Source organism: Pseudomonas sp. Y3 TE3536, from assembly GCF_053629175.1.
Genome location: NZ_JBRJHU010000001.1, coordinates 1,424,325 through 1,442,500 on the forward strand (window position 1 = coordinate 1,424,325; position 18,176 = coordinate 1,442,500).

The window sequence follows — 18,176 nt, forward strand, 5'->3', positions numbered from 1 at the left end:
GAGGATCTTGCACCCAGTCAAGACGAGGCCCCGGCCCTCCCCGCCCGGTCATCGGCAACAATTCATGTCGACGATGGCCGTTCGGGGCTTGCCGGGGCCCTGCCCTGTACTTAGTTACCGCTGGAATTCAGCGCTTCGGTCAGTGCGGCTTCCACCTCACTGGCGCTCACACGCAGCGGTTTGTCGGCATCACGGCGGCGCTTGCGCTCGCTGTGGTAAGCCAGACCAGTACCGGCCGGGATCAGACGACCCACGACCACGTTCTCTTTCAGGCCGCGCAGGTAATCGCGCTTGCCGGTGACGGCCGCTTCGGTCAGTACGCGGGTGGTTTCCTGGAAGGAAGCCGCGGAGATGAACGATTCGGTCGACAGCGACGCCTTAGTGATACCCAGCAGCACACGCGAGAACTTCGAGATGAACTTGTCTTCGCTAGCGAGACGCTCGTTCTCGACCAGTACGTGAGTCAGTTCCATCTGGTCGCCCTTGATGAAGCTGGAATCACCCGACTCGGCGATCTCGACCTTACGCAGCATCTGACGCAGGATGGTCTCGATGTGCTTGTCGTTGATCTTAACGCCTTGCAGGCGGTAAACGTCCTGGATCTCGTTGACGATGTACTTGGCCAGCGCGCTCACACCCAGCAGACGCAGGATGTCGTGCGGATCGCTCGGGCCGTCGGAGATAACTTCGCCGCGGTTTACCTGTTCGCCTTCGAAGACGTTCAGGTGGCGCCACTTCGGAATCAGCTCTTCGTACGGATCGCTACCGTCGGTCGGCGTAATGACCAGACGGCGCTTGCCTTTGGTCTCTTTACCGAACGCGATGGTGCCGCTGACTTCAGCCAGAATCGAGGCTTCTTTCGGACGACGCGCTTCGAACAAGTCGGCAACGCGCGGCAGACCACCGGTGATGTCACGGGTCTTCGACGTTTCTTGCGGGATACGCGCGATAACGTCACCAACACCAATCTGTGCACCGTCAGCCACACCGACAAGGGCGTTGGCCGGCAGGAAGTACTGAGCCGGTACGTCGGTACCTGGCAGGTACAGGTCCTTGCCGTTGGCATCGACCATCTTGATTGCCGGACGGATTTCCTTGCCTGCGGCAGGGCGATCCTTGACGTCCAGAACTTCGATGTTGGTCAAACCAGTCAGTTCGTCGGTCTGACGCTTGATGGTGATGTTTTCTTCCATGCCCACGAAGGTCACGGTACCTTTCAGCTCGGTAACGATCGGGTGGGTGTGCGGGTCCCACTTGGCGACGATGGCGCCAGCTTCGACCTTGTCACCTTCCTTGACCGAAATGACCGCACCGTAAGGCAGCTTGTAACGCTCACGCTCACGACCGAATTCATCGGCAATGGCCAGCTCGCCGGAACGCGATACGGCAACCAGGTTGCCATCGGCGCGCACGACCTGCTTCAGGTTGTGCAGACGAACCATACCGCCGTTCTTCACCTGGACGCTGTCGGCAGCCGAGGTCCGGCTTGCAGCACCACCGATGTGGAACGTACGCATGGTCAGCTGGGTACCCGGCTCACCGATCGACTGTGCAGCGATAACGCCGACAGCTTCACCGATGTTCACCTGGTGACCACGAGCCAGGTCACGACCGTAGCACTTGGCGCAGATACCGTAGCGGGTTTCGCAGTTGATCGGCGAACGCACGATAACTTCGTCGATGCTGTTCAGCTCGATGAACTCGACCCACTGCTCGTCAACCAGGGTACCGGCTGGGACGATGACGTCCTCGGTGCCTGGCTTGAACACGTCACGGGCAATGACACGGCCCAGTACGCGCTCACCCAGCGGCTCGACAACGTCACCGCCTTCGATGTGCGGAGTCATCAGCAGGCCGTGGTCGGTGCCACAGTCGATCTCGGTCACGACCAGATCTTGCGCTACGTCTACCAGACGACGCGTCAGGTAACCGGAGTTCGCAGTTTTCAGTGCGGTATCCGCCAGACCCTTACGAGCACCGTGAGTCGAGATGAAGTACTGGAGTACGCTCAGACCTTCACGGAAGTTCGCGGTGATCGGCGTCTCGATGATCGAGCCGTCCGGCTTGGCCATCAGACCACGCATACCGGCCAGCTGACGGATCTGTGCTGCGGAACCCCGCGCACCCGAGTCAGCCATCATATACATCGAGTTGAAGGACTCTTGCTCGACTTCCTTGCCCTCGCGGTCGATGACCTTCTCTTTCGAGAGGTTGGCCATCATCGCCTTGGACACTTCGTCGTTCGCCTTCGACCACAAGTCGATGACCTTGTTGTACTTCTCGCCCTGGGTTACCAGGCCGGAGGCGTACTGGCTCTCGATTTCCTTCACTTCGTCGGTAGCAGTACCGATGATGCGGGCTTTTTCGTCCGGGATAACGAAGTCGTTAACACCGATCGAAACGCCGGAAATGGTCGAGTAGGCAAAACCGGTGTACATCAGCTGGTCAGCGAAGATGACGGTCTCTTTCAGACCAACCACGCGGTAGCACTGGTTGATCAGCTTGGAGATCGCTTTCTTCTTCATCGGCTGGTTGACCACGTCGTACGGCAGACCTGCCGGTACAACCTGGAACAACAGCGCACGGCCGACGGTGGTGTCGACGATGCGGGTGTTCTTGGTGACGGAGCCATCACGGTCATTCACGGTCTCGTTGATACGGACCTTGATTTTCGCGTGCAGGGCAGCTTCGCCGGCGCGGAATACGCGGTCGACTTCTTGCAGGTCTGCGAATACGCGACCTTCGCCCTTGGCGTTGATGGCTTCACGGGTCATGTAGTACAGACCCAGTACAACGTCCTGCGACGGAACGATGATTGGCTCACCGTTGGCTGGCGACAGAATGTTGTTGGTCGACATCATCAGCGCGCGCGCTTCGAGCTGGGCTTCCAGCGTCAGCGGCACGTGAACGGCCATCTGGTCACCGTCGAAGTCGGCGTTGTACGCCGCACAGACCAACGGGTGCAGCTGGATCGCCTTACCTTCGATGAGCACAGGCTCGAACGCCTGGATACCCAGACGGTGAAGGGTCGGTGCACGGTTAAGCAGTACGGGGTGTTCGCGGATGACCTCGGCGAGAACGTCCCACACCTCTGGCAGCTCGCGCTCGACCATCTTCTTGGCAGCCTTGATGGTGGTCGCCAGACCACGCATTTCCAGCTTGCCGAAAATGAACGGCTTGAACAGCTCGAGGGCCATTTTCTTCGGCAGACCGCACTGGTGCAGACGCAGGGTCGGGCCTACGGTAATTACCGAACGGCCGGAGTAGTCCACGCGCTTACCGAGCAAGTTCTGACGGAAACGACCTTGCTTACCTTTGATCATGTCAGCCAGGGACTTCAGCGGACGCTTGTTCGAGCCAGTGATGGCGCGACCGCGACGGCCGTTGTCCAGCAGGGCGTCGACCGCTTCCTGCAGCATGCGCTTTTCGTTGCGCACGATGATGTCCGGCGCCGACAGATCGAGCAGGCGCTTCAGACGGTTGTTACGGTTGATCACCCGACGATACAGGTCGTTCAGGTCGGAGGTCGCGAAGCGGCCGCCATCCAGCGGTACCAGCGGACGCAGGTCCGGCGGCAGTACTGGCAGGACGGTCAGGACCATCCACTCAGGCAGGTTGCCCGAGCCCTGGAAAGCTTCCATCAGCTTCAGGCGCTTGGACAGCTTCTTGATCTTGGTTTCCGAGTTGGTCTGCGGAATCTCTTCACGCAGGCGACCGATCTCGTGCTCCAGGTCGATAGCGTGCAGCAGCTCGCGGACAGCCTCGGCACCCATGCGGGCGTCGAAGTCGTCACCGAACTCTTCCAGCGCTTCGAAGTACTGCTCGTCGTTCAGCAGCTGGCCTTTTTCAAGGGTGGTCATGCCTGGGTCGATAACGACGTAGCTCTCGAAGTAGAGAACGCGCTCGATATCACGCAGGGTCATGTCCATCAGCAGGCCGATACGGGACGGCAGCGACTTCAGGAACCAGATGTGGGCAACCGGCGAGGCCAGTTCGATGTGCGCCATGCGCTCACGACGAACCTTGGCCAGGGCAACTTCAACGCCGCACTTCTCGCAGATCACACCGCGGTGCTTGAGGCGCTTGTACTTGCCGCACAGGCACTCGTAGTCCTTGACTGGGCCAAAGATCTTGGCGCAGAACAGGCCGTCACGCTCAGGTTTGAACGTACGGTAGTTGATGGTTTCCGGCTTCTTAACTTCACCGAACGACCACGAACGGATCATTTCAGGCGACGCCAGACCGATGCGGATGGCGTCGAACTCTTCGACTTGACCCTGGTTTTTCAGCAAATTCAGTAGGTCTTTCAAGGCCTTTCCTCCTGGCGGAGCAGGAAGCGGGCATTACCTGCCCCGCTCCCCTTCGCGTCACGTGTTATTCGGTTTCCAGATCGATATCGATACCGAGCGAACGGATCTCTTTGATCAACACGTTGAAGGACTCGGGCATGCCCGGCTCCATACGGTGATCGCCATCCACGATGTTCTTGTACATCTTGGTACGGCCGTTCACGTCGTCCGACTTCACTGTGAGCATTTCTTGCAGGGTGTATGCCGCGCCGTATGCTTCCAGCGCCCACACTTCCATCTCCCCGAAACGCTGACCACCGAACTGCGCCTTACCACCCAGCGGCTGCTGGGTAACCAGGCTATAGGAACCAGTGGAACGCGCGTGCATCTTGTCGTCCACCAAGTGGTTCAGCTTGAGCATGTACATGTAACCAACGGTCACAGGACGCTCGAACTTGTTGCCGGTACGGCCATCGAACAGCACCATCTGGCCGCTTTCTGGCATGTCTGCCAGTTTCAGCATGGCCTTGATCTCGCTTTCCTTGGCACCGTCGAAGACTGGGGTAGCCATAGGCACGCCCTTCTTCAGGTTGTTCGCCAGGGCAAGGATCTCTGCGTCGGTGAACTCTTCCAGGCTTTCCTGACGACCACCGATCTCGTTGTAGATCTCGGTCAGGAACACGCGCAGCTCAGCGGCTTTGCGCTGCTCTTCGAGCATCCGGTCGATCTTCTCGCCCAGGCCTTTGGCCGCGAGGCCCAGGTGGGTTTCAAGGATCTGACCAACGTTCATACGCGAAGGTACGCCCAGTGGGTTCAGTACGACGTCGACCGGAGTACCGTTGGCGTCGTGCGGCATGTCTTCGACCGGCATGATCACCGAGACCACACCTTTGTTACCGTGACGGCCTGCCATCTTGTCGCCCGGCTGGATGCGGCGGCGGATAGCCAGGTAGACCTTGACGATCTTCAGTACGCCCGGTGCCAGGTCGTCGCCTTGCTGCAGCTTGCGCTTCTTGTCTTCGAACTTGTCGTCCAGCAGACGACGGCGATCGACGATGTAAGCCTGAGCCTTTTCCAGCTGTTCGTTCAGCGCGTCTTCGGCCATGCGCAGTTTGAACCACTGGCCGTGCTCCAGACCGTCCAGTACTTCGTCAGTGATCACGGTGCCTTTCTTCAGGCCCGCACCACCGTCGACCACTTGGCCGTTCAGGGCGGAACGCAGACGCTCGAAGGTTGCACCTTCGACGATGCGGAACTCTTCGTTGAGGTCCTTGCGGATCTCGTCCAGCTGCATCTTCTCGATGGCCAGGGCGCGGCTGTCGCGCTCAACGCCGTCACGGGTGAAGACCTGGACGTCGATGACAGTACCCTTGGTGCCGGTTGGCACACGCAGGGAGGTGTCTTTAACGTCGCTTGCCTTCTCACCGAAGATGGCACGCAGCAGCTTCTCTTCCGGCGTCAGCTGGGTCTCGCCTTTCGGAGTGACCTTACCAACCAGAATGTCGCCAGCGCCGACTTCGGCACCTACGTAAACGATACCGGCTTCGTCCAGCTTGTTCAGCGCAGCTTCACCCACGTTCGGGATGTCTGCGGTGATTTCCTCTGGGCCAAGCTTGGTGTCACGCGCCACACAGGTCAGTTCCTGAATGTGGATCGTGGTGAAGCGATCTTCCTGAACCACACGCTCGGACAGGCAGATGGAGTCTTCGAAGTTGAAGCCGTTCCACGCCATGAACGCGATGCGCATGTTCTGACCCAGTGCCAGTTCACCCATGTCGGTGGACGGGCCGTCGGCCATGATGTCGTGACGCTTGACCACATCACCCTTGCTGACCAGCGGACGCTGGTTGATGCAAGTGTTCTGGTTCGAACGGGTGTATTTGGTCAGGTTGTAGATATCTACACCTGCTTCACCGGTTTCGACTTCGTCATCGGCAACACGCACGACGATACGGCTGGCATCGACCGAGTCGATCACGCCGCCACGACGGGCCACGACGCAGACGCCGGAGTCACGGGCAACGTTGCGCTCCATGCCGGTACCTACCAGCGGCTTGTCAGCGCGCAGGGTCGGTACAGCCTGACGCTGCATGTTCGAACCCATGAGTGCACGGTTGGCGTCGTCGTGCTCGAGGAACGGAATCAGCGACGCTGCGACCGAAACAACCTGCTTCGGCGAAACGTCCATCAAGGTGACGTCTTCTGGCGCCTTGACGGTGAATTCGTTCAGGTGACGAACTGCTACCAGCTCATCGATCAGCTGCTTCTTCTCGTTCATCGCGGCCGAAGCCTGGGCGATAACGTGATCCGCTTCTTCAATGGCCGACAGGAACACGATGTCGTCGCTGACCACGCCTTCCTTCACCACGCGATACGGGCTTTCGAGGAAGCCGTACTGGTTGGTGCGGGCATAGGCTGCCAGGGAGTTGATCAGACCGATGTTCGGACCTTCAGGGGTCTCGATCGGGCACACACGGCCGTAGTGGGTCGGGTGTACGTCACGGACTTCGAAGCCAGCACGCTCACGGGTCAGACCGCCAGGGCCGAGTGCAGAAACGCGGCGCTTGTGGGTGATCTCGGAGAGCGGGTTGTTCTGGTCCATGAACTGCGACAGCTGGCTGGAACCGAAGAACTCTTTCACCGCCGCCGCTACCGGCTTGGCGTTGATCAGGTCTTGCGGCATCAGGCCTTCGCTTTCGGCCATCGACAGACGTTCCTTGACCGCACGCTCAACGCGCACCAGGCCAACACGGAACTGGTTCTCGGCCATCTCGCCGACGCAACGTACGCGACGGTTACCCAGGTGGTCGATGTCGTCGACGATGCCTTTGCCGTTACGGATGTCGACCAGGGTCTTGAGGACCTCGACGATGTCTTCCTTGCTCAGCACGCCCGAACCTTCGATCTCGGTACGACCGATACGACGGTTGAACTTCATGCGGCCTACGGCGGACAGGTCGTAACGCTCGGCGCTGAAGAACAGGTTGTTGAACAGGGTCTCGGCAGCATCCTTGGTTGGCGGCTCGCCTGGACGCATCATGCGATAGATTTCGACCAGGGCTTCCAGCTGGTTGCTGGTGGTGTCGATCTTCAGGGTGTCCGAGATGAACGGACCGCAATCGATATCGTTGGTGTACAGGGTCTCGATACGGACGACCTGTGCCTTGGCGACCTTGATCAGCAGCTCGGTGGTCAGCTCGGTGTTGCACTCGGCCAGGATCTCGCCGGTAGCCGGATGCACGATAGCCTTGGCGGTGGTGCGGCCCAGGACGTATTCCATAGGAACGTCGAGCTGCTTGACGCCGGCTTTCTCGAGCTGGTTGATGTGGCGCGCAGTGATGCGGCGACCCTGCTCGACAATGACCTTGCCGGTTTCGTCATGGATGTCCATGACCGCAACTTCACCACGCAGACGCTGAGGTACCAGTTCCAGGCTGAGTTTTTCGCCGGAAACGTGGAACACGTTGGTGGTGTAGAAGGTGTTCAGAACCTCTTCGGTGCTGTAACCCAGTGCGCGCAGCAGTACCGAGGCCGGCAGTTTGCGGCGACGGTCGATACGCACGAACACGCAGTCCTTCGGGTCGAACTCGAAGTCCAGCCAGGAGCCGCGGTAAGGGATGATGCGAGCGGAGTACAGCAGCTTGCCGGAGCTGTGCGTCTTGCCACGGTCGTGGTCGAAGAACACACCAGGCGAACGGTGCAGCTGGGAAACGATCACACGCTCGGTACCGTTGATTACGAAGGTACCGTTCTCAGTCATCAGGGGGATTTCACCCATGTAGACTTCTTGCTCTTTGATGTCCTTGATCGCTTTGTTCGACGATTCCTTGTCGAAGATGATCAGGCGCACCTTGACCCGCAGTGGGACCGCGAAGGTCACGCCACGCAGGACACATTCCTTCACATCGAAGGCGGGTTCGCCCAGGCGATAGCCTACGTACTCCAGGGCAGCATTGCCGGAGTAGCTGATGATCGGGAATACCGATTTGAAGGCCGCGTGCAGGCCGACGTCGCGGAACTGATCCTTGGATGCTCCCGCTTGCAGGAATTCGCGATACGAATCCAGCTGGATGGCCAGGAGGTAAGGCACATCCATGACGTCCGGCAACTTGCTAAAGTCCTTGCGGATACGTTTTTTCTCAGTGTATGAGTAAGCCATCAGCGTTCCCCAGCTTGGTCACCTGCTTGTTTGGCTTCTCCCGGCGGGAGCAGCCAGAAAATCGTGCAAACCCCTTGGTTTGCGCCACCCACATGGGTGTCTTGCAGCTCGTTATCGGGGCCGATCTGATCGGCCACCAATAACGGAAAAAGGCCGGTGGCATAAGCCACCAGCCATCAGCCTTGTGCTCAACGCTCAGGCTGGCATCGCAAAGTCGAAATTACTTCAGCTCGACTTTAGCGCCTGCTTCTTCCAGCTTCTTCTTAGCGTCTTCAGCGGCTTCTTTCGAAACGCCTTCAGCTACGACCTGAGGAGCGCCGTCGACTTTCTCTTTGGCTTCTTTCAGGCCCAGACCGGTCAGTTCACGAACGGCCTTGATCACGTTTACTTTCTTCTCGCCGGCTTCAACCAGAACAACGTTGAACTCGGTTTGCTCTTCAACAACGGCAGCAGCAGCAGCTGGGCCAGCAGCGGCAACAGCAGCGGTAACGCCGAAGGTTTCTTCCATAGCTTTGATCAGCTCAACAACTTCCAGAACGGTTTTCTGGCCGATTGCTTCGATGATTTGCTCGTTAGTCAGGGACATGACTTAAATCCTGTATTGGGGTGACAGCCTTCGCAGCCATCAAATTAAACAAATGATTTTGAAAGAGGTTACGCCGCCTTAGGCAGCAGCAGCTTCTTTCTGGTCGCGAACGGCCGCCAGAGTACGAGCCAGCTTGCTGGTGGCGCCTTGAATCACGCTCATCAGACGTGCGATAGCTTCGTCACGGGTCGGCAAGGTAGCCAGTACATCGATCTGGTTGGCGGCAATGAATTTGCCGTCAAACGCAGCTGCCTTGATCTCGAACTTGTCCTGACCCTTGGCGAACTCTTTGAACAGACGAGCAGCAGCGCCCGGGTGTTCGTTGGAGAAAGCGATCAGGGTCGGGCCAGTGAAGGCGTCGTTGAGGACACTGAATTCAGTATCAGCAACAGCGCGCTTGAGCAGGGTGTTACGTACGACACGTACGTAAACGCCAGCTTCACGAGCCTCTTTACGGAGTCCGGTCATTGCGCCTACAGTCACACCACGGGCATCAGCCACGACAGCGGACAGAGCGACTTTGGCAGCCTCGTTGACTTCAGCGACGATGGCCTTCTTGTCTTCGAGTTTAATTGCCACGGGTTTACTCCTGGTTTCTACCGTTTCATCTGGCCGAAGCCGGATGTCGTTTTGGTGTCTGATTCGATAACGAATCGGGAGCACCATCTGCGTAGGCTTGTGGTTTAAGGCTTGCGCCGCCTACGGTCTTGGATAGCCCCCGCCAGGCAGGGACCCCAATTTTTTTGCTGGCGGCGCGACACGTCGCACCGCCATGGCCTTACGCGTTCAGCGAACCCTGGTCGATGACCAGGCCTGGGCCCATAGTGGTGCTCAGGGTAACGCGCTTGACGTAGATACCTTTCGAAGAAGCTGGCTTGATACGCTTCAGATCAGCGATCAGGGCTTCAACGTTTTCCTTCAGCTTGCCAGCTTCGAAGCCGACTTTGCCAACGGAGGTGTGAATGATACCGTTCTTGTCGGTACGGTAGCGAACCTGACCAGCCTTGGCGTTTTTGACAGCGCCGGCTACGTCTGGAGTCACAGTACCCACTTTCGGGTTAGGCATCAGGCCGCGAGGACCCAGAACCTGACCCAGCTGACCAACAACGCGCATGGCATCAGGCGATGCGATGACGACGTCATAGTTCAGGTCGCCGGCTTTCATTTCTGCAGCCAGATCGTCCATACCTACACGGTCAGCGCCGGCAGCCAGAGCGGCCTCAGCAGCTGGACCCTGGGTGAAGACGGCAACGCGTACGGTCTTGCCAGTGCCGTGTGGCAGCACAGTAGCGCTACGAACGACCTGGTCGGATTTACGCGGGTCAACGCCGAGGTTGACGGCAACGTCGAAGGATTCGCTGAACTTCACGGTGGACAGTTCGGCCAGCAGCACTGCTGCTTCTTCGAAGTTGTAAACTTTGCCAGCTTCGATTTTCGAAGCAATGGCCTTTTGGCGCTTGGTCAGCTTAGCCATTACACACCCTCCACGTTCAGGCCCATGCTGCGGGCAGAGCCAGCGATGGTGCGTACAGCAGCGTCCAGGTCAGCAGCGGTCAGATCAGCCTGTTTAGTCTTGGCGATCTCTTCGAGCTGAGCACGGGTCACGGTACCGACTTTAACGGTGTTCGGACGAGCCGAACCACTGGTCAGGCCAGCAGCTTTCTTCAGCAGAACCGAGGCAGGGGTGCTCTTGGTCTCGAAGGTGAAGCTACGGTCGCTGTAAACAGTGATGATCACAGGAGTCGGCAGGCCGGCTTCTTGACCCTGAGTACGGGCGTTGAAGGCCTTGCAGAATTCCATGATGTTCACACCGTGTTGGCCCAGTGCTGGACCAACGGGTGGGCTTGGGTTGGCCTGGCCGGCCTTAACTTGCAGCTTGATGTAAGCCTGAATCTTCTTAGCCATGAGCTACTCCAAAATCGGGTACAAACGCCAGATGGCTCCCCGGATGACTTGCGTTTTATCCCAGTGACGACAAAACCCCGCAGCACACAGGGCTGCGGGGTATGGGATGCTTCGTTCGCCTAGACCTTCTCGACCTGGCTGAACTCGAGCTCCACCGGAGTAGAGCGACCGAAAATGAGCACCGCCACCTGGAGGCGACTCTTTTCGTAGTTAACCTCTTCGACACTGCCATTGAAGTCAGCAAACGGACCGTCAATGACACGAACCACTTCACCTGGTTCGAACAGCGTCTTCGGCTTCGGCTTGTCGCTGCCGTCGGCAACGCGACGCAGGATAGCTTCAGCTTCTTTATCAGTGATTGGCGCAGGCTTGTCTGCGGTACCACCAATAAAGCCCATCACACGAGGGGTATCCTTGACCAAGTGCCAAGTCCCTTCGTTCATCTCCATCTGGACCAGAACATAGCCAGGGAAGAATTTGCGCTCACTTTTGCGCTTTTGGCCGTTACGCATTTCAACGACTTCTTCGGTCGGAACCAGAATTTCGCCGAAACCGTCTTCCATGCCAGCCAGCTTGACGCGCTCGATCAGCGAGCGCATCACATGCTTCTCGTAACCCGAGTAAGCATGCACTACGTACCAACGCTTAGCCACGGGACACCCTTAGCCAACAATCAAGGAGACCGCCCAGCCGAGCAGGGAATCAAGACCCCACAACAGCAGCGCCATAACCAGAACTACAGCCACGACAATCAGCGTGGTCTGAGTGGTTTCTTGGCGGGTCGGCCACACGACTTTACGGATCTCGGTACGAGCTTCCTTCGCCAGCGCAAAGAACGACTTACCCTTCGCAGTCTGCAAGGCAACAAAGCCAGCAGCCGCAGCCAGGGCGAGCAGTGCGAGTACGCGATACAGGATTGGGGAGGCGGAGTAATACTGATTACCCACGACGCCAACAACCACCAAAGCAACTACAGCCAGCCACTTGAACAGATCAAAACGCGATTCTTGGGCTTCAGTTTTGGGAGTCATCGGGGAGGATCCTGTGAGAAGAAAGCCAATCACACCGAGGTGAATGGCAGGTCAGGAGGGAATCGAACCCCCAACCTACGGTTTTGGAGACCGTCGCTCTGCCAATTGAGCTACTGACCTGTAACGCTGTATCAGGCCGGCCATTATACCGGCCTGATCAAGTAAATCAACTACTTATTCAATAATTTTTGCTACGACGCCGGCGCCGACGGTACGACCGCCTTCACGGATAGCGAAGCGCAGACCGTCTTCCATTGCGATGGTCTTGATCAGAGTGACAGTCATCTGAATGTTGTCACCTGGCATTACCATTTCAACGCCTTCCGGCAGTTCGCAGTTACCGGTCACGTCAGTGGTACGGAAGTAGAACTGAGGACGGTAGCCTTTGAAGAACGGAGTGTGACGGCCGCCTTCTTCCTTCGACAGGACGTAGACTTCTGCGGTGAACTTGGTGTGCGGCTTGACCGAACCTGGCTTGACCAGAACCTGGCCACGCTCAACGTCGTCACGCTTGGTACCACGCAGCAGAACGCCGCAGTTCTCGCCAGCACGACCTTCGTCCAGCAGCTTGCGGAACATCTCAACACCGGTGCAGGTGGTGGTGGTGGTGTCACGCAGACCAACGATTTCCAGCGGATCTTGAACGCGGACGATACCACGCTCGATACGACCGGTAACAACGGTACCACGACCCGAGATCGAGAATACGTCTTCGATTGGCATCAGGAACGGCTTGTCGATAGCACGCTCTGGCTCTGGGATGTAGCTGTCCAGAGTTTCAACCAGCTTCTTGACAGCGCTGGTGCCCATTTCGTTGTCGTCTTTGCCTTCCAGCGCCATACGAGCCGAACCGATGATGATCGGGGTGTCGTCGCCTGGGAAGTCGTAGGTGGACAGCAGGTCGCGAACTTCCATCTCGACCAGTTCCAGCAGCTCAGCGTCGTCTACCAGGTCAGCCTTGTTCAGGAAGACCACGATGTACGGAACGCCAACCTGACGGGACAGCAGGATGTGCTCACGGGTTTGCGGCATCGGACCATCGGCGGCCGAGCAAACCAGGATCGCGCCGTCCATCTGGGCAGCACCGGTGATCATGTTCTTCACGTAGTCAGCGTGACCTGGGCAGTCGACGTGAGCGTAGTGACGAATGTTCGAGTTGTACTCGACGTGAGCGGTGTTGATGGTGATACCGCGCGCTTTTTCTTCCGGAGCCGAGTCGATCTTGTCGAACTCAACGACTGCCGAACCGAAAACTTCGGAGCAGACGCGAGTCAGAGCTGCGGTCAGAGTGGTTTTACCATGGTCAACGTGGCCGATAGTGCCAACGTTTACGTGTGGTAGGGAACGATCAAACTTTTCCTTAGCCATCGATACAATCCTCCGCAGAAGAAATAGTCTTACGCTGATAAAGCTGATAAAACAAAGGCAGATATTTTCATATCTGCCTTGTTTATATGGAGCTCTTGAGCGGACTTGAACCGCTGACCTCACCCTTACCAAGGGTGTGCTCTACCAACTGAGCTACAAGAGCGAAACACTTTGCGCAAAATCCAGCAAACTTGGAGCGGGTAGCGGGAATCGAACCCGCATCATCAGCTTGGAAGGCTGAGGTTCTACCACTAAACTATACCCGCGGAGCTTGCGGCTCTCGCTAAAACTGGTGGAGGGAGAAGGATTCGAACCTTCGAAGCTCTCGCAACGGATTTACAGTCCGTCCCCTTTGACCGCTCGGGAATCCCTCCAGATGTGGCCGGCATTCTATTTGTCTGCCGTCCTGGTGTCAAGCGTTTTTTTTCAAATTTTTTCAATCAAATCTGAAACTTAGCTGCTTTGACACCGCTTCCAGCTCTACCACCTCAGTGGTGTTCCCTGTGAAGCGGGCGCCATTCTATCAAGCTATTCGCCAGTTGCAATACCCTGGCAGAAAATAATTTTATGTTTTAAGTCTTTGAAATCGTTAGAAAGAGCGACGAGGACTGTTTGGTCCAGCAAACGCTCGCTTTCTGGGGAAATCTTGAGCCAGAGACCATCAGCGCCCGGTAACTGCCCCGACACCGGCAACGCATTGATATCCAGGCTCAACAGCCGCTGGCGCAGTGCATCGAGCTGCTCTTTTGCCGCCAGGCCACCTACTACCAGGCATTCATCACGACGACGGGCCGGCGCGGACACACCGGTTTCACGCAACAGGCGAATTTCTTGCTGACTACCTTTGTACAACGACAGCGGGGCGACATCCTTGGCCTTGAGCGGGGCTTCCTGTTGGTGCCAGACGTAATAGAAGACGTTGAGCACCAGCAACAGCAGAAACAACCAACGCATAAGCACCTCAGTCCAGTGGGCAGGCCATTGCCAGGCCAACGAATACCAGGTCAGGGACTACGCGCGCCGTCGGTGCTGCTTCACGCACCAACGGCGCATCCCCACCGGTAAGGAACACCGTAAAATTCTCCCCCCAGAGCGCCCGCGCCTGCTCAAGCTGAGTATGGGCAAAGCCCTGCAACATCAACACACAGCCACGCTCCACAGCCTCGACCGTCGAGCGGCCAGGGGCAAGGCTTGTCAGTGCGCGTACTGCCGAAGCATCGTCATAGCGGATACGCCGTGTGTGCGTACGCAGCTGGCTGCGCATCAGCGGCATGCCCGGGCAGATGTAACCGCCCAGGTGCTCGCCATCGGCGGCAATGAAATCGGATTTGGCGGCGGTGCCAAGATCAATCACCAGACAAGCTCCCTTGGCCAGGTGGAATGCACCCAATGCTGCAAGCCAACGATCCATGCCCAGGCGCTGGTAGTCTTCATAACCATTGCGCACCCCTGCCATTTGCTGAGCAGGTTCGGCAACGCGCGCCACCACCGAGAACGCCTGGCGGATCAGCGCGCAGAGCGCCGCGGTTTCTTCTTCGCTGCGCACGCTGACGATACGGCAGCCAGACAAACGCAACGACGCCAACGCACTGACCTCGGCCACCAATGCCTGGTCGGAATCGACAATACCGCCGCCCACGATCGTAGCGTCGGCGGCGTGAATGACTCGCCATTTAATGAAGCTGTTACCGCAATCGAGCTCAAGAATCATCACGCAACCTCAAACTGAGCTCACCACCACTGAAGCTCTTTTCTACACCTTCGACTTCAAGGCGCAAACCGCCCTGCCCGTCCACCCCCAGCACCACCCCATCAATGCGGGTACTGCCAGCAACAAGCGATACGTTACGCCCCTGCCATAGATGCGCCTGCTCCCATTCTTCCTGGAATGCAGCAAACCCATAGCGGCGGTGACGCGCCAATTCATGCTGCAACTGCTGACTGAGCTTTGCCACCAGGCGGTTGCGATCAATAGCGGTGCCAACCTCTCGCCGCATTGAGGTCCACTCCTGGTCGACCTGGTCGTTGGCTTGCATGTTCACATTGATACCTATTCCAAGCACAACGTGACACACGTCTGCAGGATCACCCACTAACTCAAGCAAGATACCGGTGATCTTCTGCCCACGAACAAGCACATCATTGGGCCATTTCAGCCCCACATCCTTTACTCCAAAGCCCTGCAGGGTCCGCATCACTGCCAACCCCACCACCAGGCTCAGCCCTTCGAGCTGACGCATGCCACCTTCGACACGCAGGACCAGACTGTAATAGAGGTTCTCTGCGAAAGGGCTGACCCATTGGCGACCGCGGCGGCCACGCCCAGCGCTTTGGCGCTCGGCAAGCACCAGGAATGGCGCCGGCTGCCCTTCGCTTGCAAGCCGAAGCCCTTCAGCATTGGTTGAATCGATGGTTTCGTGGATGAAAACAGGCCACTGCTCACCCTCGGCGAATTCATTGATCGCTTGTGATTCGAGCAGGGCGAGAGGTGCCGCCAACTGGTAGCCACGCCCACGAATCTTGTGAATGGTGAGGTTCAGCTCACTCTCCAGGTGCTGCAGCTGCTTCCAAACGGCGCTGCGACTCACCCCGAGGGCTGCCCCCAAGGCTTCTCCGGAATGGAACCGGCCATCCTTGAGGAGATTCAACAACTTCAGCATGCCAGTCTCGACTTGGAATAAGGCTGGCATGATAGCTATGGGTAGTGGGCTTGCATAGGAAAAGGGCTGCCCGGAAAGACCGCAGGAAGGACTATTTTCGGCCAGAAAAGACAAAACCCCTACCTGCTCGCGCAGATAGGGGTTTTGCGAAATGAATCTTGACGATGACCTACTCTCACATGGGGAAACCCCACACTACCATCGGCGATGCATCGTTTCACTACTGAGTTCGGGATGGGATCAGGTGGTTCCAATGCTCTATGGTCGTCAAGAAATTCTGTAGCCAGAATGTCCAGATGGACAGCCCAGCGAATTCGGATATGCGATTTTGTGGTTACGAACTTTCGGGTCTTTCGTCTTCACCACCGCAATCTGCGTTAGCAAATTGCTTGGGTGTTATATGGTCAAGCCTCACGGGCAATTAGTATTGGTTAGCTCAACGCCTCACAGCGCTTACACACCCAACCTATCAACGTCGTAGTCTTCGACGGCCCTTTAGGGGATTCAAGATCCCAGTGAGATCTCATCTTGAGGCAAGTTTCCCGCTTAGATGCTTTCAGCGGTTATCTCTTCCGAACATAGCTACCCGGCAATGCCACTGGCGTGACAACCGGAACACCAGAGGTTCGTCCACTCCGGTCCTCTCGTACTAGGAGCAGCCCCTCTCAAATCTCAAACGTCCACGGCAGATAGGGACCGAACTGTCTCACGACGTTCTAAACCCAGCTCGCGTACCACTTTAAATGGCGAACAGCCATACCCTTGGGACCGGCTTCAGCCCCAGGATGTGATGAGCCGACATCGAGGTGCCAAACACCGCCGTCGATATGAACTCTTGGGCGGTATCAGCCTGTTATCCCCGGAGTACCTTTTATCCGTTGAGCGATGGCCCTTCCATACAGAACCACCGGATCACTAAGACCTACTTTCGTACCTGCTCGACGTGTTTGTCTCGCAGTCAAGCGCGCTTTTGCCTTTATACTCTACGACCGATTTCCGACCGGTCTGAGCGCACCTTCGTACTCCTCCGTTACTCTTTGGGAGGAGACCGCCCCAGTCAAACTACCCACCATACACTGTCCTCGATCCGGATAACGGACCTGAGTTAGAACCTCAAAGTTGCCAGGGTGGTATTTCAAGGATGGCTCCATGAGAACTGGCGTCCCCACTTCAAAGCCTCCCACCTATCCTACACAAGCAAATTCAAAGTCCAGTGCAAAGCTATAGTAAAGGTTCACGGGGTCTTTCCGTCTAGCCGCGGATACACTGCATCTTCACAGCGATTTCAATTTCACTGAGTCTCGGGTGGAGACAGCGCCGCCATCGTTACGCCATTCGTGCAGGTCGGAACTTACCCGACAAGGAATTTCGCTACCTTAGGACCGTTATAGTTACGGCCGCCGTTTACCGGGGCTTCGATCAAGAGCTTCGCTTGCGCTAACCCCATCAATTAACCTTCCGGCACCGGGCAGGCGTCACACCCTATACGTCCACTTTCGTGTTTGCAGAGTGCTGTGTTTTTAATAAACAGTCGCAGCGGCCTGGTATCTTCGACCGGCATGGGCTTACGGAGCAAGTCCTTAACCCTCGCCGGCGCACCTTCTCCCGAAGTTACGGTGCCATTTTGCCTAGTTCCTTCACCCGAGTTCTCTCAAGCGCCTTGGTATTCTCTACCTAACCACCTGTGTCGGTTTGGGGTACGGTTCCCAGTTATCTGAAGCTTAGGAGCTTTTCTTGGAAGCATGGCATCAACCACTTCGTCGCCTAAAGGCAACTCGTCATCAGCTCTCGGCCTTGAGATCCCGGATTTGCCTAAGATCTCAGCCTACCACCTTAAACTTGGACAACCAACGCCAAGCTGGCCTAGCCTTCTCCGTCCCTCCATCGCAATAACTGGAAGTACAGGAATATTAACCTGTTTTCCATCGACTACGCTTTTCAGCCTCGCCTTAGGGACCGACTAACCCTGCGTCGATTAACGTTGCGCAGGAAACCTTGGTCTTTCGGCGTGGGAGTTTTTCACTCCCATTGTCGTTACTCATGTCAGCATTCGCACTTCTGATACCTCCAGCAAGCTTCTCAACTCACCTTCACAGGCTTACAGAACGCTCCTCTACCGCATCACCATAAGGTGATACCCGTAGCTTCGGTGCATGGTTTGAGCCCCGTTACATCTTC

13 protein-coding genes, 4 tRNA genes and 2 rRNA genes (1 of these 19 only partly in view) are annotated in these 18,176 nt (G+C 57.2%); all 19 read right to left on the reverse strand.

All coding sequences use genetic code 11. The features are described from left to right. Positions 1-110 precede the first annotated feature (110 nt). On the reverse strand, positions 111-4,310 hold the full coding sequence (gene rpoC / locus AB7M33_RS06540) for a DNA-directed RNA polymerase subunit beta' (protein WP_027595470.1): 4,200 nt from the start codon (positions 4,308-4,310) through the stop codon (positions 111-113). Positions 4,311-4,374: 64 nt separating this feature from the next. Then, positions 4,375-8,448 carry a DNA-directed RNA polymerase subunit beta gene (gene rpoB, locus AB7M33_RS06545; RefSeq protein ID WP_027595469.1) on the reverse strand — a complete coding sequence of 1,358 codons (4,074 nt, stop codon included), beginning with the start codon at positions 8,446-8,448 and terminating at the stop codon, positions 4,375-4,377. Further along, complete coding sequence (locus AB7M33_RS06550) at positions 8,448-8,618, reverse strand: hypothetical protein (protein ID WP_155951450.1); 171 nt, start codon at positions 8,616-8,618, stop codon at positions 8,448-8,450. Before AB7M33_RS06550 ends, rpoB begins: the two co-directional genes overlap by 1 nt. Before the next feature lie 50 nt (positions 8,619-8,668). Then, a complete protein-coding gene (gene rplL, locus AB7M33_RS06555; RefSeq protein ID WP_007957596.1) occupies positions 8,669-9,034 on the reverse strand; it encodes a 50S ribosomal protein L7/L12 in 366 nt (121 codons plus the stop codon). A gap of 78 nt (positions 9,035-9,112) precedes the next feature. Beyond that, positions 9,113-9,613, reverse strand: coding sequence for a 50S ribosomal protein L10 (gene rplJ, locus AB7M33_RS06560; protein WP_027595468.1), 501 nt, complete (start codon positions 9,611-9,613; stop codon positions 9,113-9,115). 199 nt (positions 9,614-9,812) lie between these two features. Then, entirely contained in the window at positions 9,813-10,508 is a 696-nt protein-coding gene (gene rplA, locus AB7M33_RS06565; RefSeq protein WP_027595467.1) for a 50S ribosomal protein L1, read from the reverse strand. Further along, a complete protein-coding gene (gene rplK / locus AB7M33_RS06570; RefSeq protein WP_027595466.1) occupies positions 10,508-10,939 on the reverse strand; it encodes a 50S ribosomal protein L11 in 432 nt (143 codons plus the stop codon). Before rplK ends, rplA begins: the two co-directional genes overlap by 1 nt. 119 nt (positions 10,940-11,058) lie before the next feature. After that, positions 11,059-11,592, reverse strand: a complete 534-nt coding sequence (nusG, locus tag AB7M33_RS06575) for a transcription termination/antitermination protein NusG (RefSeq protein ID WP_003255501.1) — start codon at positions 11,590-11,592, stop codon at positions 11,059-11,061. A gap of 9 nt (positions 11,593-11,601) precedes the next feature. Then, positions 11,602-11,970 carry a preprotein translocase subunit SecE gene (gene secE / locus AB7M33_RS06580; RefSeq protein WP_027595465.1) on the reverse strand — a complete coding sequence of 123 codons (369 nt, stop codon included), beginning with the start codon at positions 11,968-11,970 and terminating at the stop codon, positions 11,602-11,604. A 44-nt stretch (positions 11,971-12,014) separates the two neighbouring features. Then, a tRNA-Trp gene (locus tag AB7M33_RS06585) sits at positions 12,015-12,090 on the reverse strand. 54 nt (positions 12,091-12,144) lie between these two features. Then, positions 12,145-13,338 (reverse strand): elongation factor Tu, encoded by a 1,194-nt coding sequence (gene tuf / locus AB7M33_RS06590; protein ID WP_016484647.1) that lies wholly within the window; start codon positions 13,336-13,338, stop codon positions 12,145-12,147. A gap of 87 nt (positions 13,339-13,425) precedes the next feature. Further along, positions 13,426-13,501, reverse strand: a tRNA-Thr gene (locus tag AB7M33_RS06595). A gap of 29 nt (positions 13,502-13,530) precedes the next feature. Continuing rightward, positions 13,531-13,604 (reverse strand) — tRNA-Gly (locus tag AB7M33_RS06600). Between the two features lie 24 nt (positions 13,605-13,628). Then, a tRNA-Tyr gene (locus AB7M33_RS06605) sits at positions 13,629-13,712 on the reverse strand. 154 nt (positions 13,713-13,866) lie between these two features. Further along, entirely contained in the window at positions 13,867-14,292 is a 426-nt protein-coding gene (locus AB7M33_RS06610; RefSeq protein ID WP_027595484.1) for a hypothetical protein, read from the reverse strand. A gap of 7 nt (positions 14,293-14,299) precedes the next feature. Beyond that, entirely contained in the window at positions 14,300-15,049 is a 750-nt protein-coding gene (locus AB7M33_RS06615) for a pantothenate kinase (RefSeq protein WP_027595483.1), read from the reverse strand. Next, positions 15,039-15,998 carry a bifunctional biotin--[acetyl-CoA-carboxylase] ligase/biotin operon repressor BirA gene (gene birA, locus AB7M33_RS06620; RefSeq protein ID WP_454242602.1) on the reverse strand — a complete coding sequence of 320 codons (960 nt, stop codon included), beginning with the start codon at positions 15,996-15,998 and terminating at the stop codon, positions 15,039-15,041. Before birA ends, AB7M33_RS06615 begins: the two co-directional genes overlap by 11 nt. 156 nt (positions 15,999-16,154) lie before the next feature. Next, positions 16,155-16,270 (reverse strand): 5S ribosomal RNA (gene rrf, locus AB7M33_RS06625). Positions 16,271-16,398: 128 nt separating this feature from the next. After that, positions 16,399-18,176, reverse strand: a 23S ribosomal RNA gene (locus tag AB7M33_RS06630) (it continues 1,115 nt past the right edge of the window).

Excerpts from the sequence above, each read along its gene's own strand:
- birA (WP_454242602.1), bottom strand. The coding sequence starts at position 15,998 with ATGCTGAAGTTGTTGAATCTCCTCAAGGATGGCCGGTTCCATTCCGGA.
- tuf (WP_016484647.1), bottom strand. The coding sequence starts at position 13,338 with ATGGCTAAGGAAAAGTTTGATCGTTCCCTACCACACGTAAACGTTGGC.
- rplA (WP_027595467.1), bottom strand. The coding sequence starts at position 10,508 with ATGGCTAAGCTGACCAAGCGCCAAAAGGCCATTGCTTCGAAAATCGAA.
- rplL (WP_007957596.1), bottom strand. The coding sequence starts at position 9,034 with ATGTCCCTGACTAACGAGCAAATCATCGAAGCAATCGGCCAGAAAACC.
- AB7M33_RS06610 (WP_027595484.1), bottom strand. The coding sequence starts at position 14,292 with ATGCGTTGGTTGTTTCTGCTGTTGCTGGTGCTCAACGTCTTCTATTAC.
- secE (WP_027595465.1), bottom strand. The coding sequence starts at position 11,970 with ATGACTCCCAAAACTGAAGCCCAAGAATCGCGTTTTGATCTGTTCAAG.
- rpoB (WP_027595469.1), bottom strand. The coding sequence starts at position 8,448 with ATGGCTTACTCATACACTGAGAAAAAACGTATCCGCAAGGACTTTAGC.
- rplK (WP_027595466.1), bottom strand. The coding sequence starts at position 10,939 with ATGGCTAAGAAGATTCAGGCTTACATCAAGCTGCAAGTTAAGGCCGGC.
- AB7M33_RS06615 (WP_027595483.1), bottom strand. The coding sequence starts at position 15,049 with ATGATTCTTGAGCTCGATTGCGGTAACAGCTTCATTAAATGGCGAGTC.